Origin of the sequence: Nonomuraea sp. NPDC005650, assembly GCF_040605375.1 — a bacterium.
GTDB lineage: Bacteria > Actinomycetota > Actinomycetes > Streptosporangiales > Streptosporangiaceae > Nonomuraea.
This window is the reverse complement of record NZ_JBEXCR010000076.1, coordinates 18,256-41,655: the sequence shown is the minus strand read 5'-3', so window position 1 is coordinate 41,655 and position 23,400 is coordinate 18,256. Positions and strand designations below refer to the sequence as shown.

Annotated in this window: 21 protein-coding genes; 7 read left to right on the top strand and 14 right to left on the bottom strand. The window is 70.3% G+C overall.

Going from position 1 to position 23,400, the window contains the following annotated elements; genetic code table 11:
• Positions 1-1,971: CBM35 domain-containing protein (locus ABZS69_RS63395; protein WP_355393590.1), on the top strand; the 1,971-nt coding region annotated here is incomplete at its 5' end.
• Positions 1,972-2,074: 103 nt separating this feature from the next.
• On the opposite strand, the gene ABZS69_RS63390 is transcribed toward ABZS69_RS63395, so the two are convergent.
• On the bottom strand, positions 2,075-3,430 hold the full coding sequence (locus ABZS69_RS63390) for an OFA family MFS transporter (protein ID WP_355393587.1): 1,356 nt from the start codon (positions 3,428-3,430) through the stop codon (positions 2,075-2,077).
• Between the two features lie 361 nt (positions 3,431-3,791).
• Positions 3,792-4,367 (bottom strand): helix-turn-helix domain-containing protein, encoded by a 576-nt coding sequence (locus ABZS69_RS63385; RefSeq protein WP_355393584.1) that lies wholly within the window; start codon positions 4,365-4,367, stop codon positions 3,792-3,794.
• A gap of 98 nt (positions 4,368-4,465) precedes the next feature.
• Between ABZS69_RS63385 and ABZS69_RS63380 the strand changes: the two genes are divergently transcribed.
• Positions 4,466-5,305 carry an oxidoreductase gene (locus ABZS69_RS63380; protein ID WP_355393581.1) on the top strand — a complete coding sequence of 280 codons (840 nt, stop codon included), beginning with the start codon at positions 4,466-4,468 and terminating at the stop codon, positions 5,303-5,305.
• Between the two features lie 176 nt (positions 5,306-5,481).
• Here the strand turns inward: ABZS69_RS63380 and ABZS69_RS63375 are convergent, their stop codons facing one another.
• On the bottom strand, positions 5,482-6,315 hold the full coding sequence (locus ABZS69_RS63375; protein WP_355393578.1) for an AraC family transcriptional regulator: 834 nt from the start codon (positions 6,313-6,315) through the stop codon (positions 5,482-5,484).
• Between the two features lie 80 nt (positions 6,316-6,395).
• On the opposite strand from ABZS69_RS63375, the gene ABZS69_RS63370 reads away from it, so the two are divergent.
• Entirely contained in the window at positions 6,396-7,214 is an 819-nt protein-coding gene (locus ABZS69_RS63370) for a phytanoyl-CoA dioxygenase family protein (RefSeq protein ID WP_355393575.1), read from the top strand.
• Here ABZS69_RS63370 and ABZS69_RS63365 read toward each other — a convergent pair.
• The 7 genes from ABZS69_RS63365 to ABZS69_RS63335 all read right to left on the bottom strand — a co-directional run bounded on the left by ABZS69_RS63365 (position 7,186) and on the right by ABZS69_RS63335 (position 15,433).
• Positions 7,186-8,484: a Gfo/Idh/MocA family oxidoreductase gene (locus ABZS69_RS63365; RefSeq protein WP_355393572.1), complete on the bottom strand. Its 1,299-nt coding sequence runs from the start codon at positions 8,482-8,484 to the stop codon at positions 7,186-7,188. The genes ABZS69_RS63370 and ABZS69_RS63365 overlap by 29 nt on opposite strands.
• Before the next feature lie 14 nt (positions 8,485-8,498).
• Positions 8,499-9,323 carry a carbohydrate ABC transporter permease gene (locus ABZS69_RS63360; protein WP_355393570.1) on the bottom strand — a complete coding sequence of 275 codons (825 nt, stop codon included), beginning with the start codon at positions 9,321-9,323 and terminating at the stop codon, positions 8,499-8,501.
• Positions 9,320-10,300, bottom strand: a complete 981-nt coding sequence (locus ABZS69_RS63355; RefSeq protein ID WP_355393567.1) for a sugar ABC transporter permease — start codon at positions 10,298-10,300, stop codon at positions 9,320-9,322. Before ABZS69_RS63355 ends, ABZS69_RS63360 begins: the two co-directional genes overlap by 4 nt.
• Before the next feature lie 4 nt (positions 10,301-10,304).
• Positions 10,305-11,759: an extracellular solute-binding protein gene (locus ABZS69_RS63350; protein WP_355393564.1), complete on the bottom strand. Its 1,455-nt coding sequence runs from the start codon at positions 11,757-11,759 to the stop codon at positions 10,305-10,307.
• A gap of 64 nt (positions 11,760-11,823) precedes the next feature.
• The gene (locus ABZS69_RS63345) at positions 11,824-13,635 is read right to left on the bottom strand and encodes an endo-1,4-beta-xylanase (protein WP_355393561.1); all 1,812 of its coding nucleotides are present in this window, start codon (positions 13,633-13,635) and stop codon (positions 11,824-11,826) included.
• Positions 13,636-13,745: 110 nt separating this feature from the next.
• Complete coding sequence (locus tag ABZS69_RS63340; RefSeq protein WP_355393558.1) at positions 13,746-14,768, bottom strand: LacI family DNA-binding transcriptional regulator; 1,023 nt, start codon at positions 14,766-14,768, stop codon at positions 13,746-13,748.
• A complete protein-coding gene (locus ABZS69_RS63335) occupies positions 14,699-15,433 on the bottom strand; it encodes a helix-turn-helix domain-containing protein (RefSeq protein ID WP_355393555.1) in 735 nt (244 codons plus the stop codon). Before ABZS69_RS63335 ends, ABZS69_RS63340 begins: the two co-directional genes overlap by 70 nt.
• 88 nt (positions 15,434-15,521) lie before the next feature.
• Here ABZS69_RS63335 and ABZS69_RS63330 point away from each other — a divergent pair, with 88 nt between their 5' ends.
• Positions 15,522-15,872, top strand: coding sequence for a phytanoyl-CoA dioxygenase family protein (locus tag ABZS69_RS63330; RefSeq protein WP_355393552.1), 351 nt, complete (start codon positions 15,522-15,524; stop codon positions 15,870-15,872).
• Here the strand turns inward: ABZS69_RS63330 and ABZS69_RS63325 are convergent.
• Positions 15,816-17,798 carry a hypothetical protein gene (locus ABZS69_RS63325; protein ID WP_355393549.1) on the bottom strand — a complete coding sequence of 661 codons (1,983 nt, stop codon included), beginning with the start codon at positions 17,796-17,798 and terminating at the stop codon, positions 15,816-15,818. The genes ABZS69_RS63330 and ABZS69_RS63325 overlap by 57 nt on opposite strands.
• A 237-nt stretch (positions 17,799-18,035) precedes the next feature.
• Here ABZS69_RS63325 and ABZS69_RS63320 point away from each other — a divergent pair, with 237 nt between their 5' ends.
• Both ABZS69_RS63320 and ABZS69_RS63315 read left to right on the top strand, forming a co-directional pair.
• On the top strand, positions 18,036-19,007 hold the full coding sequence (locus tag ABZS69_RS63320) for a Gfo/Idh/MocA family oxidoreductase (RefSeq protein ID WP_355393546.1): 972 nt from the start codon (positions 18,036-18,038) through the stop codon (positions 19,005-19,007).
• Entirely contained in the window at positions 19,004-19,993 is a 990-nt protein-coding gene (locus ABZS69_RS63315) for a Gfo/Idh/MocA family oxidoreductase (protein ID WP_355393543.1), read from the top strand. Before ABZS69_RS63320 ends, ABZS69_RS63315 begins: the two co-directional genes overlap by 4 nt.
• Before the next feature lie 73 nt (positions 19,994-20,066).
• Here the strand turns inward: ABZS69_RS63315 and ABZS69_RS63310 are convergent, their stop codons facing one another.
• Both ABZS69_RS63310 and ABZS69_RS63305 read right to left on the bottom strand, forming a co-directional pair.
• Complete coding sequence (locus tag ABZS69_RS63310) at positions 20,067-20,675, bottom strand: maleylpyruvate isomerase N-terminal domain-containing protein (protein WP_355393541.1); 609 nt, start codon at positions 20,673-20,675, stop codon at positions 20,067-20,069.
• A complete protein-coding gene (locus ABZS69_RS63305; protein WP_355393538.1) occupies positions 20,672-21,547 on the bottom strand; it encodes an NAD(P)-binding domain-containing protein in 876 nt (291 codons plus the stop codon). The genes ABZS69_RS63310 and ABZS69_RS63305 overlap by 4 nt, the downstream gene beginning before the upstream one ends.
• A 118-nt stretch (positions 21,548-21,665) precedes the next feature.
• Here ABZS69_RS63305 and ABZS69_RS63300 point away from each other — a divergent pair, with 118 nt between their 5' ends.
• Positions 21,666-22,673, top strand: a complete 1,008-nt coding sequence (locus ABZS69_RS63300; RefSeq protein WP_355393535.1) for a helix-turn-helix domain-containing protein — start codon at positions 21,666-21,668, stop codon at positions 22,671-22,673.
• Here ABZS69_RS63300 and ABZS69_RS63295 read toward each other — a convergent pair.
• Positions 22,651-23,316: a DUF2306 domain-containing protein gene (locus tag ABZS69_RS63295; RefSeq protein WP_355393532.1), complete on the bottom strand. Its 666-nt coding sequence runs from the start codon at positions 23,314-23,316 to the stop codon at positions 22,651-22,653. The genes ABZS69_RS63300 and ABZS69_RS63295 overlap by 23 nt on opposite strands.
• Between the last annotated feature and the right edge of the window lie 84 nt (positions 23,317-23,400).

Below are 23,400 nucleotides of genomic sequence, written 5' to 3'. Positions count from 1 at the left end.
GTGAACGGCCGCTTCCCGCCCCAGCAGGAGGCCTTCAACGCCTTCATGTCCACGTGGGTCCCGCCGATCCAGGAGTCCCTGCGGGGCACCGAGGGTGGCGGGTACATGTACGGCGGCATGCAACCGGGCTTCTGGAACGACGGCGCCCACGGCGTGATCACCGTCAGCCGCGACGGCGCTCGGACCCAGTATGTCCATGTGGTGACCAGGCCCAGCACCGATCTGGTGCGGCTGCGTGACAACGGTTACCGGGTGACGGGGGTGAGTGACCTGCGTACGGGCGAGCGGATGCGCTTCAGCCAGTCCGGCGGTTACCTGACGATTCTCGGCGTCACGCGATGGGACGACTACGACACGGTGTTCAAGGTCGAGACGGCCGGCCGCCAGGGCTTCTACGACGGGCTCAAGGCCACCGCGTCCGCCTCGCGCGACGGGCACCCCGCGGCCGCGCTCGTGGACGGCAGCCACGAGGTCTACTGGGACAGCGGCGCGACCCTGCCCGTCTCGATGACCCTCGACCTCGGCCGCGTGCGCGAGGCCGCGTACCTGGCGGTCAGCCAGCGCGAATGGTCGCCGACGTACGCGCGGGAGACGTTCGGCCGCCCCGAGGACTCCGCGCGGATCAAGGACTACCGGGTCTACGCGAGCGACGACGGCCGGCACTGGGGCAGGCCGGTCCGCACCGGCGCGATGCGCAGCGCGCGCGGCACGCAGATCGTCGACCTGGGCGAGCTCCGCGCCCGCTACCTCAAACTCGAGGTGCTGAACACCTGGGCCGGCCCGCAGGCGCCGCGCTTCCAGCGGGAGCTGCAGATCGACGAGCTCCGGGTCGCGCGCGACTACCCGCTCTCCTTCGGCGACCCGGTGCCGCTCGAGGCCGAGCGTCAGCACCGCACGGGGTCCGCCCGCCCCGACCTCTGCCAGGCGTGCTCGGGTCACGCGCAGGTCGCCGGGCTCGGCGGCGGGGCGCGGAACGCGATCACGTACCGGGACGTCACGGTGGCGGCGGCGGGCGACTACCGCCTGCAGATCGACCACACGGCAGCCGCGGCCACCTCCCTGAAGGTCGCCGTCAACGGCGCCGCGCCCGCAGAGGTCCAGGTTCCGGGGGACAACCCGGACGTGCCGCTCTCCACCGCGCTGCCGGTGCCGCTCAAGGCCGGGGCCAACACGATCACCCTGTTCAGCGACGCGGCCAGGGGGCCGGGCGTCGATCGCCTCGCGGTCGCGCCGCTGCCGCCCGCCTCGTCCGTGCCCAAGACGACCATGACCGTCGAGCCCGGCGGCCTGCAGTGGGCCGGCCCCGGACAGCAGACGCTGAAGGTGTCGGCCAAGCTGCGCCTGGACGCCGACGACGCGCTCGACCAGGTCCGGCTCGCCCCGGCCGCGCCCGCGGGCTGGACCGTCGAGGGCGCCCCCGTCACGGCGGCCACGATGCGGCTCGGGCAGACGCTCGAAGGCACCTGGACCCTCACCTCGCCGCCCGGCCAGGACGTCACGGCGACCGACCTCCAGGTGACGGCCGCGTTCGGGGTGCTGGGCCGCCCGAACACGGTCACCCGGCAGGTACGGGTCCGGCCGCGCCCCGCCGACCGGGTGTTCATGCGCGAGGCCGAGGACTCGCGCAACGGGCTCGGCAGCGCGGGCATCACGAGCTGCTCACCGTGCTCCGGCGGCCAGAAGGTGCGCAACCTCGGCGGCACCCCCGACGCCTTCGTGCTGTTCGAGGACGTCGTGGTGCCCGAGGCCCGGCAGTACACGCTGTCCGTCGACTTCACCGTCAACGGGCAGCGCTCGTACTTCGTGACCGTCAACGGCGGGGCGCCGGTCGAGGTGAAGGTGAGCGGGGTGGGCAACAACACCCCCTACACCACGACCGTGCCCGTCACGCTGCGAGCCGGCGCCAACACCATCAAGATCCACAATGATACGGAGGCGGCGCCCGACCTGGACCGGATCTCGCTCGGCTAGTCGAACAGCTGCGTGAGCTTCAGCACCAGCTCGTACACGCCGAACGCGAAGGGCAGCGCGACCCACGCCCACGCCAGCACCATCAGCGGGGTCCGCCTGGACGTCATGTCGCCTGCCCTTCCATCGCCGGCTCGGCCGGCTTCTCGTGGTACTTCTCGCTCACCGGCCGGATCAGCTCGTTCGCGACCAGGCCCACCGCGAGCAGCCCGATCATGATGTAGAGGGAGGTCGTGTAGAGCGCGGGCCCCGACCGCCCGGCCGCCTTCTGCGCGTCGGCGATGGCGTTCACGATCAGCGGGCCGAGCACGCCCGCCGTCGACCAGGCCGTGAGCAGGCGGCCGTGGATCGCGCCGACCTGGTAGGTGCCGAACAGGTCCTTCAGGTACGCCGGGATCGTCGCGAAGCCGCCGCCGTAGAAGGACAGGATGCCCAGCGCGCACAGGATGAACAGCGGCTTGGAGGAGTTGCCCGCCAGCGCGATCACCAGGTAGAGCAGCGCGCCGACGCCCAGGTAGACGCGGTACATGTTCTTGCGGCCGATCAGGTCGGAGGTGGACGACCAGACGAAGCGGCCGGTCATGTTCGCCAGCGACAGCAGCGCGACGAACCCCGCCGCCGCCCCCACCGCGACCGGCGTGGCCGTGTTCGTGAAGAAGTCCCTGATCATGGGCGCGGCCTTCTCCAGGATCCCGATGCCCGCGGTGACGTTGCAGCACAGCACGACCCACAGGCAGTAGAACTGCGGGGTGCGGATCGCGTTGCGGGCCGAGACGTCCGCGTCGGTGATCAGCGGCCTGGCCGCGACCGCGGGCGGCGTCCACCCCGGCGGCGACCACCCCTCCGCCGGGACGCGCACCAGCAGCACGCCCATCGTCATGAAGACCGCGTAGACCACGCCGTGCACGAGGAACGTGGTGGCGATCCCGCCCGTGCTCGTGCCGAACGACTCCAGCATCTGCGCCGACCACGGCGAGGCGATGAGCGCGCCGCCGCCGAACCCCATGATCGCGATCCCCGTCGCCATGCCGGGCCGGTCGGGGAACCATTTGATCAGCGTGGAGACGGGGGAGATGTAGCCGATGCCGAGCCCGATCCCGCCCACGACGCCGTAGCCGAGCACCACCAGCCAGTACTGGCTGGTGGCCACGCCGAGCGCGGACAGCAGGAAGCCGGAGGAGAAGCAGACCATCGAGACGAACATCGCCCAGCGCGGCCCGTTGCGCTCCACCAGCGTGCCGCCGAAGGCCGCCGACAGGCCCAGCATGACGATGCCCAGCTGGAACGGCAGGGCGCTCTGGGTGCCGGACAGGTGGAGAGAGGATTCCAGCGGGGGCTTGAAGACGCTCCACGCGTACGCCTGCCCGATCGCCAGATGGACGGAGAGTGCGGCGGGCGGCACCAGCCACCGGCTCCAGCCGGGTGCCGCCACGATCCGGGAACGGTCGAGGAATCTTGCCACCTCACACGCGTACCACATACGGTATGCAGCGTTGAAGATCTTTACGATGAGTGGTCAGAAACCAGCGACGAACGGTTCGGAGCGAGGGTAGGCAACCTCGCAGTCGCTGCCCCAGTGCCCATTCCGCGACGGGCCGGCACAGATGGCGTTGCGACCGGCCGGGCCGTGGTTCGGAGTCGTTCGATCTCGGCCCGGATGCCGGGCTGGGCGTTGAGCCGGGAACGGGAGACAGAAGCTCTGGGCGACGGTTTGGTGGGCGACTGGGACGCTGGTGCGGTTGTGCTCGCGCAGTGCCTGGATGGCCTTGGAGCGGGTGAGTTCGTGCCGCTGATTGGCTGCGCTGATCAAATAGCGGGTGTTGTCAGCCGTCGGTGGTGCGGGCGCTGGTGGTGAGGCCGGGCAGGGTGAGGGTGAGCCAGCGGGTGCGGGTCGCTTGGGGCTGGTCGGTGGGTGCGGTGTTGAAGAGCAGGTAGATGTCATCGACCGTGACGTCGGGGTGGACGTCCCCGTCTGCCTGTGCCTGGTGGATGAGGGTGGCCAGGGCTGCTTCGGCGCGGCGTTGGTCGGCGCCGGCACCGGTGTCGGCGCCGAGAGCGTGGGCGGCGGCTTTGACGGCGTGGTTGGTCGCGGAGGCTTCGATGACGCGGCCGAGGAAGGCGTTGATCTCGTCGAGGGCGGGGGCGCCGGCGGTGACGCGGTCGCGGGCGGCCTCGGCGTCGGCCGCGACCTGGTCCATGAACTCGGCGATGACGGCGGCGACCAGGTCGGTCTTGGTCGGGAAGTGCCGGTACAGGGTGCCCACGGCCACTCCCGCGGCGGCCGCGATCTCGTCCATCCCGGCGTCCGGTCCCCGTTCGGTGATCTGCGCGCGGGCGGCGGCCAGGATCTTCTTGCGGTTGCGGACGGCGTCGGCGCGCGGCGCTCGGGTTTGGGTCATGGGTCTCTCCAGCGGCCGGGACCTGCACTTGCATTAAGGTGAACCATGGTTCATGATAAATGTGAACCGTAGTTCATCTTACTCTTCAGGGAAGCGACATGCCCACCAAGACCGCCATCGTCACCGGCGCCTCCTCCGGCATCGGCGAGGCCACCGCGCTGAAGCTGCTAGCACTCGGCCACACCGTCTACGGCGCCGCCCGCCGCACCGACCGGCTGCAGAAGCTGGCCCCGACCGGGATCCGGCCACTGGCCATGGACGTCACCGACGAGGAGTCCATGCACGCCGGCATCAAGCACGTCATCGCCGAGACAGGCCGGATCGACGTCCTGGTCAACAACGCCGGCTACGGCTCCTACGGCGCCCTTGAGGACGTGCCGATCGACGAGGGCCGCCGGCAGTTCGAGGTCAACGTCTTCGGCGCGATCCGCCTGGCCCAGCTGGTCCTGCCGTCCATGCGCGCCCAGCGCAGCGGAACCATCGTCAACATCACCTCGATGGGCGGCAAGCTCCACACGCCGCTGGGGGGCTGGTACCACGGGACCAAGTTCGCGCTTGAGGCCCTGAGCGACTGCCTGCGCCTGGAGGCCAAACCCTTCGGCATCGACGTCGTCGTCATCGAACCGGGCGGGATCGCCACCGAATGGGGCGGGATCGCCGCCGACCACGTCGAGAACACCTCCGGCCACGGCCCCTACGCCGCGCAGGCCAACGCCGTCGTCAAGGCACTCCGTTCGGAGGCCAACGCACGCCGCAGCTCGCCGCCCTCAGTCATCGCCGACGCGATCGAGAAGGCCGTGACAGCCCGCCGGCCCAAGACCCGATACGCCGTCGGGTTCGGCGCCCGCCCCCTCATGGCCGCCCGAGCCATCCTGCCCGACCGCGCCTTCGACGCGCTCATCAGCGGCGTCATCGGACTGCCCACCAGGGCGGCCTGACCCGGGCCCGCAACCCCTCTGCCGCCGCCCGCGACACCGGCGAGCCGGCTGACCGACGGCGCAGGTCAGGGCCTTGGGCCTGGTAAGGATGGAGTTTTCGGCAGGCGCGGTCCAGGCGGGTGCCCGGGGAGCGGCTCTGCGGTGTGCCGCGCTCAGCCGCGGGTCGAGCCGCGTTGTCAGGTCCGCCAGAGCGCCCGGTACTCGCGGGGCGACATGCCCCTCAGCTCCCGGAAACGGCGGTTGAAGTTGGACAGGTTGGAGAAGCCGCAGTCGGCGGCGATGCCGGAGACGGTGCGGTCGGTCTCCCTCAGCAACCGGCAGGCGGCGTTGACCCGCAGCATGGTGAGGTAGCCGGTGATCGTGGCGCCGGTGGTGCGGCGGAAGAACCGGCTGGCCGAGGCCGGGGCCAGGTGGGCGGCGCGAGCGACGGCTTCCAGCGTGACCGGCCCGGCGTACTCCTCGTTGAGCAGCCGGACGATCGCGTCGATGCGGTCGCGGGTGGCCCCGTCGAGAGAGGGGACGTGCCGGTCGCCGGCCAGCGGGCGCGTCTCGGCGCAACGCGACAGCCGGACGAGCGCGTCGATCAGCGCGAGGGTTCGCTCGGGTGGCGGCATCGCGTCGAGCTCGCCGAGGTCCACGGCGTACGGGGGAAAGCTCAGCCCCCGCGCCGAGCGTTCGAGCAGCGCGGCCACGTCGGCGAACTCGGGGCGGTCGAAGAAGTCCCGTCCCAGGAAGTCCCGGCGGAACTGGCCGACGATCGCCTCGTGCCTGCCGTGACCGGGCACTGACTGGTACGTGTGCGGCATCTGGGGGCCGATCAGGGTCAGGTCGCCGGGACCGTACTCCTCGACGCAGTCGCCCACGAACCGGGTGCCGGTGCCGCGGGTGATCAGGGTCAGTTCGTATTCGCGGTGGAAGTGCCAGGCGAAGCGGAAGTGCGTCGCCTGGCGGACGTACAGCTTCCAGGAGAGCTGGGAGGTGGCCTCGATGTACTCGTAGATCGCGCGCATGGTGCTCCGTCGTCATGAAAGTATCGGAATCGGTCATCCGTCGCGTGGCTCGAACGCGAGGGGGCGGCGAGGCTGGTCGCATGACGATCACTCACCACGATCTCGAGTCCCGGTACGACCTCGACGCCGTCGCGCGGCGGCATTTCGACGACGACGGGTTCGTGAAACTGCCCGGCGTGCTGGACGCCGGGACGATCGCGGCGTACGAACCCGAGATCACCGCGAAGGTCATCGAGCTGAACACCCAGCACCTCCCCCTCGCCGAACGCGACACGTACAGCAAGGCGTTCCTCCAGGTCACCAACCTGTGGCGGCACAGCGACCTCGTCCGCGAGTTCGTCTTCTCCGCGCGCCTGGCCCGCATCGCGGCCGAGCTGCTCGGCGTGGACGGCGTTCGGCTCTATCACGACCAGGCGCTGTACAAGGAGTCGGGCGGCGGGTTCACCCCGTGGCACGCCGACCAGTACTACTGGCCGCTGGCCGGCGACCGGACCGTGACGGTCTGGATCCCCCTGCAGGAGACGCCGGCCGAGATGGGGCCGCTGGCCTTCGCCGCCGGCAGCCACCGCTTCGAGTACGGCCGCGACCTGCCCATCAGCGACGAGTCCGAGCGGGAGCTGCAGCGGGCGCTGGCCGAGCGGGACTTCCCGTCGGTCGAGACGCCGTACCGGCTCGGCGAGGTGAGCTATCACCTCGGGTGGACGTTCCATCACGCCGCGCCGAACCGGTCGGACATCCCGCGCCGGGTCATGACCGTGATCTACATGGACGCCGACATCACGGTCTCCCGGCCGGTCAACGACAACCAGCAGCACGACCTGCGCACGTGGCTGCCCGGAGCCGAGGTGGGAGCCGTCCCGGACACCCCGCTCAATCCCGTTCTGTATAGGGCAGGGTGACCGGCTCCCCGGTGGCGAACGACTCGTTGGCGGCCAGCCCGATCGCCAGGGCGTGGGCGCCGTCCCGTTCGTCCGCGAGCGCCACCGGGGAGGTCACGCCGTCGAACATCGCGGCGAGCATGCGTTCGTCGGCGCCGCCGTGCCCTTCGTGGACCACCGTCACGGGGATGTCGCGCGGCGGCGCCCACAGCGGGCGCACCCGGATCCGCGCTCCGCCCGAGTTGGGCAGGGCGATGTCACCGTGCAGCGCCCCCGACCCTGCGGTGACGCCCGTGCCGGGATCGGCCCACTGGGTCTCCTCCACCTCCAATTCGAGGCGTCCCCGGGTGCCGTTGAACATCACCCGGTACCCCTCCCAGGGGGAGTACGCCGTGAGGTGGTAGGTCATCGTGGCGCCGCCGGCATAGGTCACGAGGACCGCCATGTCGTCCTCGATTGTGATGCCGTCGCCGAACACGTTGAGGTCGCGAAGGTAGCCGTCCTCGTGCTCGGCGTTCAGGTACAGCTCTCTGAGCTGGTTGTTCGCGGCGAGGTCCAGGGCGAACGGATCATGCGTGGACTCGGGCGTCCCATGGGCGCGTTCGTAGTCTCGCGCGTAGCCGGACGCCCGCCCGTTGTCCGCGCCGTAGAACGCCAGCCGGCCCTGCCCGTATACGCGCCGTGGCACGCTGCCCAGCCACCAGTTCACCAGGTCGAAGTGGTGCCCGGATTTGTGCACCATCAGGCCGCCGCTGCTGTCCCTGAACCGGTGCCAGCGCCGGAAGTAGTCGGCGCCGTGGCGTACGTCCAGGAGCCACTCGAAGTGGACGGACAGGACCTCGCCGATCTCGCCCGCCCGCAGCAGCTGATGGACCTTCTCGTGCACCGGGTTGAACCGGTAGTTGAAGGCCACCGTCACGCCCGATCCGGTGCGGTCCACGGCGTCCAGGATCCGGGCGCAGCGGGCGGCGTCGGTGGTCATGGGCTTCTCGGTGATCACGCGGCAGCCCGCCTCGAGCGCGGGGACGATGTAGGCGTCGTGGAGGGCGTCGACGGTGGTCACCACCACGGTGTCGATGTCGCGGAGCACGCCGGCGTAGTCGTCCGGGCGCAGGGTCGCGGCCGGGGGCCGGCCCAGCGCGGTGATGAGGCGGTTGTGCACGGCCATCCGGGTCTGGTTCGGGTCGCACAAGGCGACCAGGTCGATGTGCTCGCGCCGGGCCAGGCCCTCGGTGAACAGCTGCGCGCGCAGGCCGGTGCCGACGATCGCCGCCCGCCGGGGATGGGACATGGAAACCCTCTCTGTCACTGCTTGACGGCGCCGGCGAGTCCGTTCACGAAGAACCGCTGCAGCACCAGGAAGATCGCGATGATGGGGGCGAGCGTGATGACGGAGCCGGCGCACAGCAGCGTCCAGTCGGTGGAGTTCTCGCCGATGAAGGCGTACATCCCGACGCCCAGGGTGCGCAGCTCGGGACGGGCGAGGGTGAACACGAGCGGGATGAAGAAGCTGTTCCACGCCGAGATGGCGGTGAACAGGCCGACCGTGGCCAGCATCGGCCCCGACAACGGGAGCATGATCCGCCAGAAGACCTGGTGGAAGCCGGCCCCGTCCACCCGGGCGGCGTCCTCCAGCGAGCGGTCGATGGCCCGGAAGTAGCCCATGAACAGGAAGGTGCCGAAGACGATCCCGCCCGCGGACTGCACGATGATGATCGACCAGAGGCTGTTGAGCAGGCCGAGCGCGTCCATGATGTCGAAGATCGGGATGATGGTGTAGCCGTGGGGCAGGAACACCGTCCCCGCGACCGCGACCAGGACGAGCCCCTTGCCGGGGAACTCTGTGCGGGCCAGCGTGTAGCCGGCCATGGCGGTGACGAGCAGGGTGATGACCACCGTGGCGACGGTGATGGTGAGGGTGTTGAGGAAGTACTGGCCGAAGGACGCCCCCTGCCAGGCCTGCCCGTAGTTGGCCCACAGCGGCGTGCCGGGCAGCGGGTTCAGGCCGCGGCCGAAGAACTCGTCGGTGCTCTTCAGCGAGCTGCCCAGCGTCCACAGGAACGGGTACAGCCAGGCGATCCCGCCGAGGAGCAGGAACGCGTGCGTCAGCCACGGCGCGCGCCGGGTCATGCGCGGCCTCCCCTGCGCCTGACCAGCGCCCGCAGGAAGAGGCCCTGGGCCACGGCGAAGAGGATGAGCAGCATCCCGTAGAAGAACGACGCCGCCGAGGCCAGGCCGACGTCCCGCTCGACGCCGGTGCCGCCGAACCCGCCGAACGCCAGGTGGTAGACGTAGGTGTTCACGACCTCGGTGGCGAAGTACGGCCCGCCGTTGGTGAGCACCTGCACGAGGTCGAAGACCTGGAACGAGCCGATGACCGACAGCAGGACGATGACGACCCCCACCGACCTGAGCATGGGGACGGTGATGTAGCGGAAGCTCGCGAGGGCGCCCGCGCCGTCGAGCCGAGCCGCCTCGTACAGCTCGTCGGGGATCGTCTGCAGACCGGCCAGGAAATAGACGAGGTTGTAGCCCAGCGTGTGCCAGATCCCGACCCCGATGATGATGAGCATCGCGAAATTCGGGTCGCCGAGCCAGTCCACGTAATCGTCCGTGAGACCGGTCGACATCAGCACGTCGTTGACCACGTCGCCGAAATTGGAGAAGAGCAGCTGGACGACCACGCCGACGACCGCGGCCGACGTCACCACCGGAAGGAAGAAGAGCGTCCGGTAGACAGTCCGGCCGCGCAGGCGGCGATTGTTCAGCACGAGGGCGAGGGCGAGCGCGAGAACGAGCTGGACGGGCACCACGATCAGCACATAGAAGAACGTGTTGCGCAGGGCTCCCCAGAAGATGGAGTCGGTCATCACTCGGGCGAAGTTGGCGAGCCCGACGAAGTCGCCGGGCTCGCCGATTCCGTCCCACCGGTAGAAGGTGTAGCCGAGCGACGCGATGATCGGGTAGATCACGAACGCCAGCAGCAGCACCAGCATCGGCAGGACGTACAGGTAGGACCAGCGCGCCGCGGCGATCCGCCGCCGCAGGCTGGACGCCTTGCCCTCGGGCAGCGCGCGGGGCCGGCTGACCAGTTGGATGTCCGTCATCCGCTCATCCGCGCTTGGTGGTGTACGACTTGGCGATGTCCCAGTCGGCGAACACGTAGTCGTCCATGCTGACCTTGAGCCCCTGCCCGCGGGCCTTCGACACGGCCTCGCCCAAGGCGCCGTTGAGGCGGTCCTCGAGTTCCTTGAGCGCCTTGGGCGCGTCCTTGAGCTGGGCGGTGTAGATGCCGGCCGCGACGTCCGGGAGGTCCGGCTGGACCGGCGCCACCTCCACCTTGGCGATCTCCGGGTTGCGGATGGCGGGCACCGGGCCGACGAGGGCCGTGTTCGCCATGGCCACGTACTGTTTGAACGTCGGCGAGGTCACCCCCGCCGGGTCGTTGTTCTCGGGGTAGACCGACAGGCCGTAGCCGCCCTGCACCCAGCGCTTGCCGGCCTCGCGGCCGTAGAACCAGTCGAGCCAGGCCCACGCCTGGTCGGGGTTCCCGGCCTTGGCCGAGATGCCCATCAGGTAGCTGCCCGGGGCCCCGTAGAAGAAGCCCTGCGGGGTGCCGGTCGGCGACGGGAGCGTCATGAGGCTGTAGTCCTTGAAACCGGCCTCCTCCCAGGGCGCCTGGTTCCACACCCCGCCGACGATCATGCCGAACCGGCCCTTCGAGAAGAACGCCCTGGCCTGCTCGTCGGAGATGCTCATCGAGTTGGGGTAGATGAAGCCGCGGCTCTTCCAGTCGAGGAGGAGGGCGAGGAAGTCCGCGTAGTTGCGGTCGGTCCCGTACGTCCACCTCCCGGTGCGGTAGTCGACCGACTGGGTGCCCCCGGGCGACCCGGCGCCCCGGCAGAACAGCTCGATCAGCCACGGCAGGGCCCCCTTCTGCGCGTTGCCGAAGCCGAGCCCGAAGACCTTGCCGCCGCTCCTGCTCGTGATCGCCTCGGCGGCGCGGGTGATGTCGTCCCACGTCTTCGGGATGAGCACCGTCCCGTCGGGGTTGGTCAGGCCGGCCTCCTTGAAGACCCCGTTGTGGATGTAGAGCTGCAGCGCCGGCGCCAGGCCGCTGAAGGGCGCGGAGTAGACCTTGCCGCCGAAGATGTTGACGCCCTCGACGAAGCTGTTGGCGGGGAACCTCGACCGCCACTCGGGGGTGGCCCACCTGTCCAGGGGCATCAGCCAGCCCTCCCCGACGTGCGTCTCCAGTTTCGGCTTGGTGGGCAGCAGGAAGACGTCGGGGGCGGTGCCGCTGCGGAAGGCCAGCGCCACGAGGTCGAGGTACTTGTCGGTGACCTGGGTGGTCTTCTTGATCGTGGTCTTGCCGTTGGCCTGCTGGAAGAGCTTGATCTCGTTGTCCACCCATGGCGCCTGGCTGACGTACCAGTCCCAGTACGCCAGCGTGGTGCCCTGCGCCGGGGCGGCGTTCTGCCGGGAGTCGCCGCAGCCGGCGAGGAACGCGGCCCCGCCGGTGGCGACGGCGGCCCCCAGGAGTTGCCGGCGGCTGAGCTGAATCATGGTCTTTCCTTTCGACGAGCCGACCCGATGAGCCGGCTCGATGTGCTGGCTCGATGTGCTGATGTCAGCCGACGACCACCGTGATCGCCTTGCCGGCGATGGTCGGCATCGAGACGGCGACCTCCTTGGTGACGCCGCCGGCCGTGACCTTGACGGTGTAGTCGCCGAGGAAGCCGCGCACCGTGGTCGATCCGGTCGTCCCGGTCGTGGCCGTCGCCCTGGTCCACCACTTGCCGTAGATGAGGTCGCGCCAGGCCACGGCGTTCGGCTTGGGCGTGTAGTCGGTCCGGAACAGGGCCCGCTTGGGATCCCAGGTGTCGCCCTCCCAGAACCCGAACGTGCTGACCCCCGTCACCTGCGGCATGCTGAACATCACGGTGAGGAAGTCACGCGTGTAGTCGGCCTGGAGCTGCTCGTCGGTGGTGCCCACGTCGAACTCGGTGATCGCGACGGGCAGGCCGATCCCGCCGAACTTGTTGATCAGCGTGATCAGGTCCTGCGGCGAGGTGAGCTGCTCACCGGCGAAGTGCCCCTGGATGCCGATCCCGCCGATGGGTGCCCCGCCGTCCTTCAGCGAGCGGGCCAGGGCGGAGAACTGGTCCTGGTGGCGGACCTCCCAGCCGTTGTCCTCGATGATGTCGTAGTCGTTGAGGTAGAGCTTGGGGCCCGCGTCGGCCTGCCGGGTCAGCCGGAACCAGCGGTCGATCTCGCCGTCGCCGAGCACGTTCTGCACGTCGTGGTTGGCGTACGGCTCGTTGACCACGTCCCACTCGTCGATCTTGCCGGCGAGCGTGCCCGCCTCGTCGGTGATGTGGGTGTCGATCCTGTTCCGCAGCGCGGCGGGGTCGCCGCGCAGACCGCAGACGTCGGCGGGCATGTTCCCGCACGAGGGCCAGATCAGGGTGTGCCCGCGGACGAACAGGCCGTTGTCGCGTCCCCATTGGAGCGCGGGCAGCGTGTACGTGTTCCGCTCGGTCACGTTCTCCCAGTGGTTCCACTTGAGGTTGTTGCCGAGCGTGAACTGGTTGAAGTTGGCCAGCAGCGTGTCGCGGTACTTCTGCCCCGCGGTGTTCTGGGTCATCAGCCGCACGCCGTCCGCGGCCGAGCCGAACTTGAAGGCGTGCCTGGTCATCTCCGCCTGGACGGTGGCGCCGGGGACGAGGTGGCCCTGGGAGTCGACGACCTTGACGTAGATGTTGCCCTTGCGGTCGCGTTCGATCCGGTCGTCGGCGGCGGCTCGCCAGGACGCGGCGGCGGCGCGGCCGGCGTAGGTCGCCTGCGGCCACCCGGCCGGGGTCCCCGGTCCGTACCGCAGCACCGACACGCCCGCGATCTGCAGCACCTGCGGCCCGTACCCGAGCCAGAAGTTGACGCGGACCTGCCCGGCCGCGTAGCCGGCGGCCATCCGGAACGGCAGCTGGAAGCGCTGCCACACGGCCCCGAACTTCATCGCCGCCTGGGTGGACTTGCTGTAGCTCCCGCCGTTCTGCTCGAACACGAAGTGGGCCAGGCCGGCCCCGGAGGGGGTCGGCGTGACCGACCGCGCCCAGAACGTGGCCAGCATCGCCTCGTCCTTGACCGTGGGCTGCGCGGAGGGGACGCCCACGCCGAAGGAGTACTCGCCGTCCAGGCCGGACGTGCTCGGCTGCCCGGTCACCGTGACCTGCAGCGCCTGGTCGAAGTCGGGCTGCCCTTGAACGGTGACGATCTTCGTCTGGGGTGCGGGATTACCCGTGAACTGGGTGAACGATTCGAGAATGTCGGCCGGCATGACCTCGGTCGGTGCGGCGGCGGTCGCGGGCGCCGCCGGTCCCATCAGCGCCGCGAGCAGCGCCCCGGGGATCACGAACGCCAGCGCCTTGGTGAAGTGACCCATGAGGGGTCCTTTCTTTCGACGGGCAGGGGGGATCATGACCGGTGCCGCCTGGGCGCCGGTCTTCGCTTCGTCGAGGTGAAAGTCGGGGTGGAGTCGAAGTGAGATGCGTGTCAGGCGGGAGCGGGGCCCGTGCTGTCCCGGACGACGAGAGTGGTCGGCAGCTGGATGCGGGTGGGGGGTGGCGGGTCTTCCCCGGGCTCGGGGGAGACGATGGCGAGCAGCATCCGGGCCGCCTGCTGGCCCATCGCCTCGAACGGCTGGCCGACCGTGGTGAGGGCGGGCTTGACGTGCGCCGACGACGGTATGTCGTCGAATCCGACCACCGACAGGTCCTCGGGCACCCGCAGACCGCGGTCGGCGGCGGCCTCCATGGCGGCGTAGGCGGTGACGTCGTTGTGCGCGAACACCGCCGTCGGCCGGTCGGCACGATCCAGCAACTCGCGCACCAGCTCGCGGGCCCGCGGCGGCTCGAACCCGCTCTGCGCGGTGAGCGAGGCGTCGATCGGGACTCCGGCCTCGGTCAGCGCGTCCTCGTAGCCGCGCTGCCGGTCCTGGCAGCACGGGTACGTCATCGGCCCGGCCAGCGACGCGATCCGCCGGTGACCGAGGTCCAGCAGGTGGCGGACCGCGCCGTGGGCGCCCTCGTAGTTGTCGGCCTCGACCGACGGTAGGTCGAAGTGGGAGCCGAGGGTGTTGATGAGGACCACGGGCACGCCCTGCCCGTGCAGGTCGAGCAGGGGTTTCATGGGCTGGTCCTGGTTGATCACCAGGACCCCGGCCGACAACCCCGAGGCGAGCATGCGGTCGATGACCGGCCCGTAGTCGCGGTCGTTGGTGCTCGTGTAGAGGATGATCTCGTACGGCGTGCGCTCGATGACGGAGGCGACCCCGTAGTTCAGCGGGGCCACCATCCGCCACGTCAGCCCGGGCACGATCATGCCGATGAACGGCGGCCGCCCCTTCGCCAGCGCGCTCGCGGTGGCGTTGGGCACGTAGTTGTGGCGCGCGATGACCGCCAGCACGCGCCGTCGGGTGGCCGGGTCCACCCGCGGGCTGTTGTTGATCACCAGCGACACCGTGGATTTCGATACGCCGGCCAGGCGTGCGATATCGCGGATCGTGATTTTCTCCATGCCCGTTCCTCAGCTGCGCCCGGCCTTTTGTCAAACCGGTCCAACACCATTTCCTGGGACGGTAGCGCTGGACCGGTTCGATGGCAATACCTCGACGAAAAACAGGAGTAACTCGCCCGTAACTCCTGCGACGAATACGGGTGGCCGCTCCGGTCGGTCTCGGCGAGCAGCGTCCTGGCCCGGCGGATCCTCAGACGTGCCTGATGACGGGCGGGACTCACGCCGAGCTGGGCGGTGAAGAGCTCGGCCAGGTAGGACGGTGAAAGCCCGACGTGCCGGGCAAGCAGGGACAGCGGCAGGGGCTCGGTGTAGTGGGTCTCCAGCATGCGCAGGACGCCGTCCACGGCCGGGTGCATGGCACGCCGCCCGGTCGTGCCGCCCGGCATGAGGAGCCTGGCCACCTCGACGAGCAGGTGCTGGGCACCGGCCCGCAGCCCGAAGGCACGCAGGGCCCCCGTCGTGGTCACTTCGCGCAGGAAGGTCTCGAAGGGGGCGACGGCCGGGGCCGCGTCCGCCACGAAGACCGGCAAGCGGCGCCAGGGGACCTCAGGCAGGAGGAGCGGCGCGTCGAGGGCCGCGAACATGAACTGCCAGACCGTGTCGGCGGGCCTGGCCATACGGTGCGGCACGTACGGGGACACGAGCAGCAGCCCGTTCGGCGGCACCTCGTACTCGGCGCCGCCGATCCGCCACCTCGTCGGGGGACGGTCCGTCTGGAGGTAAAGCTCCCAGACCTCATGGGTGTGCTCGGTGATGAGCCAGGTGCGCGGCTCGCGGCGCGTCGAGGTCGTCGTGCCGGAGATCCCGCGCGGCGCGGTCAGCTTCCACCACTGCCGGACGGTTCACGGCAGCGGCCCCAACCTGAGCGGACGGCCGCGCCGCTCGCTGGCCGTTCACCTCCAGCCGGGCGACAACCGCCCCAGTCTCCGGGACCGGCACGGCAACGACGACCTCGTACGTCGTGACCCCGAGGGCCGGCCCGACTACGCCGACCCCGCCGTGTGCCCCCGGCTCTGGCCGGTGGGGCCCGGCGACCCGGCGCCGCCGTCACTCGATCACCTCGCCGGCCTTTCGGGGACGGCCGTCGACGGTGACGACGGCTGAGGCGGTCGAGACGTCGATCACGCGCCCCCGGTGGACCAGCCCGGTCAGCTCCACGTCCCCGTCGGGGAGCGCTGCCGGGATGACGACCAGGCTGCCGTCGAGCCGGAACCGCACGCCCGCCGCGCCGGTCAGGATCGCCTCCGCACCGGCCAGCCCTGCGACGATGTTGACCCGACGGCCTGCGGGCGGTGCCGCCGGGCGGTCGCAGTAGTGCTCCTGGGGGTAGTACGGGAAGTGCTGCCCCATCCAGAGCAGCCGTCGCATGACGCCCCAGGCGAGGGACGGCTCGCCCTGCTCCCAGAGCGTCAGGGCGAGCTGCGGGCCCTCCCCGGTGTACGCCCCGCCGCCCGACCAGTCGGTGTCGCCGAGCTCGTAGTGCAGCCGGTCGTCCGCGGCCACGGCGCTGACGCCGTACGGTGCGAGGAACGAGCCGTCACGCAGCCGCCTCAGCATGGCCGAGGCCATCTCCGGCGTGCAGGCGCCGTTCCGCATCGCGTCGAACGCCTGGACGTGCTGGACGAGTTCGGTGTGCCCGTCGGGGTAACGGCAGCGGAACCAGCCCTCGCGCTCGTCCCACAGCTCGCGGGCGATCGCGTGCCTGATGTCACGGGCGCGGGAGCGCAACTCACCGACGGGCAGCCGCGCGCCGGACGTCTCGGCCAGCTCGGCGAGCCGGTCGAGACACCAGGCGCGTTCGGCGTTGGGGCTGGCGACCACGTGCTCCCAGCCGGTGCCGCGCATCTCCAGCAGGTTGTGCTGGGTGCCGTAGTCGCGTAGCGCCCCGGCCGGGTTGAAGCGGGCGTCCAGCCCCTCGACCAGCTCGTGGAGCTGGGTGACCAGGGCGGGGGAGATGCCTTGGTGGGCGGCGACGGCGGTGGCGAGGGTGACCAGGGACCAGCCGCTGTAGGCGTACGGGACGCCCTGGCCCGTGCCATCGGGAGCGATCGCGTAGTGGCTGGTGAGGTCCACCTTCATGAGGGATTCCAGAACAGGGGTGGTGGCGTCGCCGAGCATGAGGGTGAGCAGGTGGGGGGCGTACCCGCCGGTGTCCCACGCGTAGGCGCACAGCGCCCCGCCGTCCAGTCCGGAGGTGGCCACGAAGGGCGAGGTGATGAAGCCGGGGTTGTCCCAGAGACAGACCAGCCCGCTGGCCAGCGAGCCGCGCCAGTACGCCTCCAGCCCCGGGATGTCGCTGGACAGGCGCGGTACGCGCGCCAGGGCCGCGGCCAGCCGGCGCTCCGACTGATCGCGGGATTCTGCGGCCAGCTCCCGCAGCCGCCCGGGCGGCGTTCCCGCGCCGGCGCGAACGGCCAGCGCGAACACCGCGCTCCCGCCCGCCGGGATGTCCTGGCGGAGTCCCTCGTGGGAGAGCTCGACGGTGACATCACCGGCCTGCCAGGTCCACGGTCCCGTGCGCGTGGCCTCCGGACCGGGTTCGGGCGGGACCCAGCCCCATTCGCCGAGCGAGACACGGCGGGGACCGCCGGGATCGGCGCGCGGGTGCAGGGTCACGGTGACGTCCCGCCCGGACCGGTTGGTGATCTCCACCTCCAGGACGAATCCGGCCTGGCCGTACAGCGGGGTGAGGGTGCTCCGCACCTGGAACGACACGAGTTCGCCGTGGTGGCGGCGGTGGTAGGTGCCCTGCCTCACGATCCGGCCAGGCCACCAGGTGCCACCCGCGTGGAGCAGGCCCACCCCGGCCACGCCGGGCGCCGCGCCGTCGGCGATCCGGTGCCCGTCCACGTCCAGTTCGACGGCCAGCGCGGCGTCGGGGGCCGCGTACGGTGGCGCGAACCACCTGCCGACCCCGCACACCGAGCCCGGTGGGGCGTGGACAGTGGTCCAGCCGCTGGTGACCCAGGTGTGGCCGGGCGCCACGCTCTGGCGCAGGTCGAAGGCGAACTCGTCAACTGCGTAAGGCATGCGTCAATCCCTTGCCTGACGGTGGCTGGGCGGGGAGATCTGTCCAAAGGCGCGGACGACCGGCGGTCCCGGCGCTCGTGACCGATGCTGACATCGGCCCGTATTCATCGCAAGAGTTACCGCAGAATTACTGTCGTTTTTCGGTCAAGTATTGCTATCGAACCGGTCCAGCGTTATCGTCCCGAGTAGGGTTTTGGACCGGTTCGACAAATGTACCGGCCGTTCAAAGGATCATTCGTGCCCCTGCGCCTCGCCATCCTCAGCTTCTGGCACGTGCACGCTCCCGACTACGCTCTCCAGGCATCCGAGCACCCCGAAACCGAGATCACCGCCGTCTGGGACGAGGACGCCGCCCGTGGGCGGGCCTGGGCCGACGACCTCGGCGCCCGCTTCCATCCCGACCTCGGCGGACTACTCGCGCGCGGTGACGTCGACGCGGTGGTCGTCACCTGCCCGACCACCGCGCACCGCGAGGTCATCACGGCCGCCGCGGCGGCCGGCAAGCACATCTTCACCGAGAAGGTCCTCGCCCCGACCCCGGCCGAGTGCGCGGAGATCACCGCCGCCGCGGAGAAGTCCGGCGTCGCGCTGATGCTCGCGCTCCCCAGGCTGTACGACGGGTACACGACGGCCATCCGCAAGGTGCTGGCCGACGGCGAACTCGGCCGCGTCACCCTGGTCCGGATCCGCCTGGCCCACGGCGGCTCGGTCGGCGAGGGCTGGCTCCCCGAGCACTTCTATGACCCGGCTGCCGCCGCGGGCGGTGCCCTCATCGACCTCGGCTGCCACCCCATGTACCTGGCCCGGCTGTTCCTTGGTCGCATGCCCGAGACCGTGACCGGGTCCTTCGGCCATGTGACGAAGCGCGCTGTCGAGGACAACGCTGTCGCGGTGCTGCGCTGCGCGGATGGCACTCTTGGCGTGGTGGAGGCGTCCTTCGTCACACCGGCCTCCCCGTTCACCATCGAGCTGCACGGCACCGAAGGTTCCCTGGTGTACGGGACGCCCGAGCCGCGGCTGCTGCTCGGCACCGGCGGCGCCTGGCGCGAGCTGCCCGTGCCGCCGCGCACCGGCACGCCCTTCGAGCTGTTCGTACGCCATGTCGCCGAGGGCACTCGTGACGAGGAGAACCTCGCCCTCGGCCTCGACCTGACCCACCTGATGGCCGCCGCCACCCGCAACAGCCGCGAGGAAGGAAGCCGCACATGACCCTCTCCATCGGCCTCGTCGGCTGCGGGAACATCTCCCGCTCCCATCTGCGCGGCTATCTCGCCGTCCCGGACGAGGCGGCCGTCACCGCCGTCGCCGACGTGGACCTCGACATCGCGGCCGAGCGCGCCCGGCAGGCGGGTGGTGCCCAGGTGTTCCGCTCCTACGAGCGCATGCTGGACGAGGCCCCCGTCGACGCCGTCGACATCTGCCTGCCCCACCATCTGCATGCCGACGCCATCATCACCGCTGCCAAGGCCGGCAAGCACATCCTGTGCGAGAAGCCGCTGTGCCTGACGATCGCCGAGGCCGAGCGGATCGCCGAAGCGGTGGGCACAGCCGGGGTCACCCTGATGTGCGCGCACAACCAGCTCACCCTGCCCGCGGTCGCCCACGCCCGCGAGCTCATCGACTCCGGCGCGCTGGGCCGTGTGTACGAACTGCGCACCACCGACAGCTTCTTCAACGACTTCGACCCGTCGACGATGGGCTGGCGCGCCCATGCGGCAACCAGCGGCGGTGGCGAGCTCATCGACACCGGCTACCACCCCACATACCTGCTGCTGTACCTGGCTTCCGCCCGCCCGGCCGCGGTTGCGGCGATGCTCAGCACCCACCGGCTGGCGTTCATGGAGGGCGAGGATTCCGCCCGGGTGCTGGTGCGCTTCGCCGACGGCGCGGTGGGCGAGGTGGTGACCAGCTGGGCGTACGAAGCGGCGCCGTTCACCGAGAAGTTCTCGGTGGTCGGCGAGCTCGGCAGCCTGTGGAGCGACGGCACGACGCTGTGCCACAAGCCACGCGGCGGGGCCGCCACCACACTCGAATTTCCGGCCGTCGACTCCATCCCGGCCGTCTGCGCCGACTTCGTCCGCCGGATACGTGGCCGATCGCGGCCGGTGCACACCCACGAAGAGGGCACGGACGTGCTCAAGGTCATTCTCGCGGCCTACCAGTCCGCGCAGGAGAAACGAGAGATCACCCTGTGACGGGGTGCGAGACCGGCGACTCGACCGCGACGGCCACGCCGTCTTCCGCTGATCATCGTGCACGGCGGCAACGTCAGCGGACGGTCCCGTCCCACCGCCAGCGGTCTCTGCGGCCATGACCCGGAAGATCGGCGCGCCCGGTGCACCACAGCAGGGTCTCAGTCGCGTCATCGCCGTGCGGAGCATCTGGGAAGAGGCGTCGCACTGCAGGGACGCACAGCTGCTCCGGCGCCCGCCAGCCGAGCCCGAGACCGCGGCTGATGTCCATGCCGTGGACGAGCAGTTCGACGACTCCCATGGCGGCGAAGCCGGGGCCGTCGGAGTGGCCCCATGGATGCCAGGCACGTACGTCGTCGTCGGCCTCGCGTACGGCGGAGGCCAGGATGTTCGCCGCGATCCTGATCCCCTCCAGGCAGTCGCTGATGGGAGCCTGGGGATCGAGCGAGGCGAAGAGGGTGATGTACCGGTCAGCCGGGCGGGCGATGAGCAGGCCGGCGTAACCGACGATGCCCAGGGCGAGGTGGTCAAGCGTTGTCCGGCAGGTCCATTCCAGCCCTGCGGCGTCACGCGTCCAGTCCTGGGCGGCGCCTTTCTCGAGGATCGCGGTGGTTTCGTGGGCAGCTTCGACGACGAGAGCGGCCCAGGAGGTGGCGTTCATGGTGTGGAGGCCCTGAGCCTTCATGCCGTGGGAGTCCTGAAGTGGTCGATGATGCGGGCGTAGCTGTCGAGGGCGTGGCCGCGGCCGATGGCCTCGGCGAGGAGCTTCTCGGTGTACTCGGCCATGGTCGCGTCGACGCCGCGGATCCGGCTCTCGTGGATGAGGTGCCGGACCGGCGGGGCCTGGGTCTCCAGCGTGGCGTCCTCGGCGGCGTAGGAGTCCTCGTCGATCTGGTGAGCGTACGCCGTCAGGAACGTCGCCACGCCCTTGAGCCAGTCCGTGGCCATCGGCACGAAGTCGGTGGCCGCGACCTTCTCGGTGCCCATGAGCGCCGCGGCGTGCATGAACCCGTTGAACGTCGACCACATGATCCCCAGCAGCGCGACATCGTACAGCGCAGGCAGGCCGACGTCGGAGCTGATGAGCGTGGTACCGCCGCCCAGCACGGCGAGGGTCTTCTCGTGCGTCTCGTACAGCGACGGCGAGCCTCCGTAGAGGATGACCGTCTCCGGTGCGCCGATGCCCGGAGGGGTCATCATGATCGCCCCGTCCAGGTATTCGGCTCCGCGTTCCGCCGCCCATCCGGCCATCGCGCGCGCCTCGTCGGACGCGCCCGATGTGAGGTTGACCAGGACGCGGCCGGACAGCGCCGCCTCGGCCGGGGTGAGCAGCTCGCGTACGGCGTCGTAGTCCCGCACGCAGACGATCACCAGGGGAGCGGCGGCGACCGCGGCCTCGACCGTCGGAGCTTCGCTCGCGCCGGCATCGACCAGGGCCTGTGCCCTGCCCGGGGTGCGGTTCCAGATGGTCGCGGGGTGGCCGGCGTTCATGAAGGCGGTGGCCAGCGCCCGGCCCATCAACCCCATGCCGATGACCGTGACCGGTGTTCCTGCCATGTCTGTCGCTTCCTGTCCGTTTAGTGGGTGGTGGTCCACCACGATGGCAGCGCAAGAAGCCAGCCGAAACTGGCAGGAGTGCCGATGTTCACCAAATTACTGCCATAGGGTGGGGCTCGTGAGTGCTGGTTCCGTGGCGTTGGTCGTGATCGACGACGCCATCTCGATGTGGGACATGTACGAGCTGGGCATCGCCACGGCGGTCTTCGGCGTGCCGCACAGCGATCTCGCGGACCCGTGGTACGACCTGCGGTTGGTCGGGTTGCGCCCGGGGACGTCCTCGTCGGTGCCGGGGTTCACGCTGAACGCGCCGTACGGGCCGGACGAGCTGGAGAAGGTTGACACGGTGATCGTCCCGGTCGTGCCGGAGTCGTACATGTACGGCGACCGCGAGCTGCCCGAGGAACTACTCACTGCTCTCCGCCGGGCCGGCGCCGCGGGGGCGCGCATGGTCTCCCTCTGCAACGGCGTGTTCGCCCTCGCCGCCGCGGGACTGCTCAACGGCCGCCCCGCCACCGCTCACTGGGAGCACACCCGCGAACTGGCCGAGCGGTACCCGCAGGTGAAGGTGGACGAATCGGTCCTGTACGTCGACGACGGCGATGTGCTCACCAGCGCCGGGCTCAGTGGCGGGCTCGACCTGTGCCTGCACATCGTCCGCCGTGATCTCGGCGCGCGGGTGGCCAACCAGCTCGCCCGCCGCCTCGTGGTGCCCGCCCACCGGCCGGGCGGCCAGGCCCAGTACGTGGAACGCGCCGTCGCCGTGACCGACGACGGGATCGCCCCCGTCCTGCACTGGGCCCTGGAGCACCTCGACCGCCCGCTCACCGTCGACGACCTGGCCGCCCGCGCCGGGATGAGCGTTCGCAGCTTCCACCGCAACCTGCGGGCCGCGACCGGCACGAGCCCGATGAAGTGGCTGCTCCATCAACGTCTGGCCCGTGCGCAAGACCTCCTGGAGACCACCGACCTGCCCATCGACCACATCAGCGAGCGCAGCGGGCTGGGCACTGCCAACAACCTCCGCCACCACTTCGCCCTGCACCTCGGAACAACACCCACCGAATACCGGCGTGCCTTCCCCGCTTCCGGATCAGGGGCGATCAAGACCGCACCGCATCCGTAGTCGCAGCATGCGCCCGCCGGGCCCCGCGCCTCCTGATCAGGATCTCCACCACGACGAGGTTGACGATCCACCCGAGCGCCTGCCCGATCGGGATCATGGACTGGGCGCCGGCGCCGATCGAGCCCGCGCTCACCGTGTCGCTGAACGGCACCTGGGCCAGCAGGAGGAGCGGCACCAGGACTCGTGAGGTGACGGCGAGGAAGGTGAGCGCGTAATTGCGCATCATCCAGTTCCGGTGGCGGACGAAGTCGCGTCGGCGGGCGGCCCGGAAGGCGAGCCGGCCGGTGATGAGCCACAGGACGGCAGGAATCACCAGGCCGATCTGGGTGATGAGACGCCCTGAGAGCAGCGCCACCGGTACGGCGGCCAGCGCGGAGGGGAGCACTCCGGCCAGAAGATAGCAACGGCCGATCGTACGGTGCACCCGCCCGCGCGTCCGGATCGCCGGGATGAACTGGAGCGGACCGAGGACGAGCGCGACCAGCGCGGTGAAGATGTGTGCGACGAGCAGGTAGTAGTGCGGCCGGCCGCTCACGTCGAGCCGGCTGTCGTCGATGTCCAGCCCGAGGTAGGGGCCGACGAGCACGGCACCGAACACCGCCGCGACCATGAACAGCAGCCAGATCCGGCGGCGGACTTTCATGCGATGCCGGCCCTCCCTGTCCTGATCCGATGACTGTTCATCATGCGGTGTGGCAGGTCGCCCCGCCTCAGCCCCGGGAGGACG

Bases quoted from the DNA above. Each gene is read 5' to 3' on its own strand.
- ABZS69_RS63385 (WP_355393584.1), bottom strand. From the start codon at position 4,367: ATGACCCAAACCCGAGCGCCGCGCGCCGACGCCGTCCGCAACCGCAAG.
- ABZS69_RS63380 (WP_355393581.1), top strand. From the start codon at position 4,466: ATGCCCACCAAGACCGCCATCGTCACCGGCGCCTCCTCCGGCATCGGC.
- ABZS69_RS63375 (WP_355393578.1), bottom strand. From the start codon at position 6,315: ATGCGCGCGATCTACGAGTACATCGAGGCCACCTCCCAGCTCTCCTGG.
- ABZS69_RS63370 (WP_355393575.1), top strand. From the start codon at position 6,396: ATGACGATCACTCACCACGATCTCGAGTCCCGGTACGACCTCGACGCC.
- ABZS69_RS63365 (WP_355393572.1), bottom strand. From the start codon at position 8,484: ATGTCCCATCCCCGGCGGGCGGCGATCGTCGGCACCGGCCTGCGCGCG.
- ABZS69_RS63360 (WP_355393570.1), bottom strand. From the start codon at position 9,323: ATGACCCGGCGCGCGCCGTGGCTGACGCACGCGTTCCTGCTCCTCGGC.
- ABZS69_RS63355 (WP_355393567.1), bottom strand. From the start codon at position 10,300: ATGACGGACATCCAACTGGTCAGCCGGCCCCGCGCGCTGCCCGAGGGC.
- ABZS69_RS63350 (WP_355393564.1), bottom strand. From the start codon at position 11,759: ATGATTCAGCTCAGCCGCCGGCAACTCCTGGGGGCCGCCGTCGCCACC.
- ABZS69_RS63345 (WP_355393561.1), bottom strand. From the start codon at position 13,635: ATGGGTCACTTCACCAAGGCGCTGGCGTTCGTGATCCCCGGGGCGCTG.
- ABZS69_RS63340 (WP_355393558.1), bottom strand. From the start codon at position 14,768: ATGGAGAAAATCACGATCCGCGATATCGCACGCCTGGCCGGCGTATCG.
- ABZS69_RS63330 (WP_355393552.1), top strand. From the start codon at position 15,522: ATGAGCCAGGTGCGCGGCTCGCGGCGCGTCGAGGTCGTCGTGCCGGAG.
- ABZS69_RS63325 (WP_355393549.1), bottom strand. From the start codon at position 17,798: ATGCCTTACGCAGTTGACGAGTTCGCCTTCGACCTGCGCCAGAGCGTG.
- ABZS69_RS63315 (WP_355393543.1), top strand. From the start codon at position 19,004: ATGACCCTCTCCATCGGCCTCGTCGGCTGCGGGAACATCTCCCGCTCC.
- ABZS69_RS63310 (WP_355393541.1), bottom strand. From the start codon at position 20,675: ATGAAGGCTCAGGGCCTCCACACCATGAACGCCACCTCCTGGGCCGCT.
- ABZS69_RS63305 (WP_355393538.1), bottom strand. From the start codon at position 21,547: ATGGCAGGAACACCGGTCACGGTCATCGGCATGGGGTTGATGGGCCGG.
- ABZS69_RS63295 (WP_355393532.1), bottom strand. From the start codon at position 23,316: ATGAAAGTCCGCCGCCGGATCTGGCTGCTGTTCATGGTCGCGGCGGTG.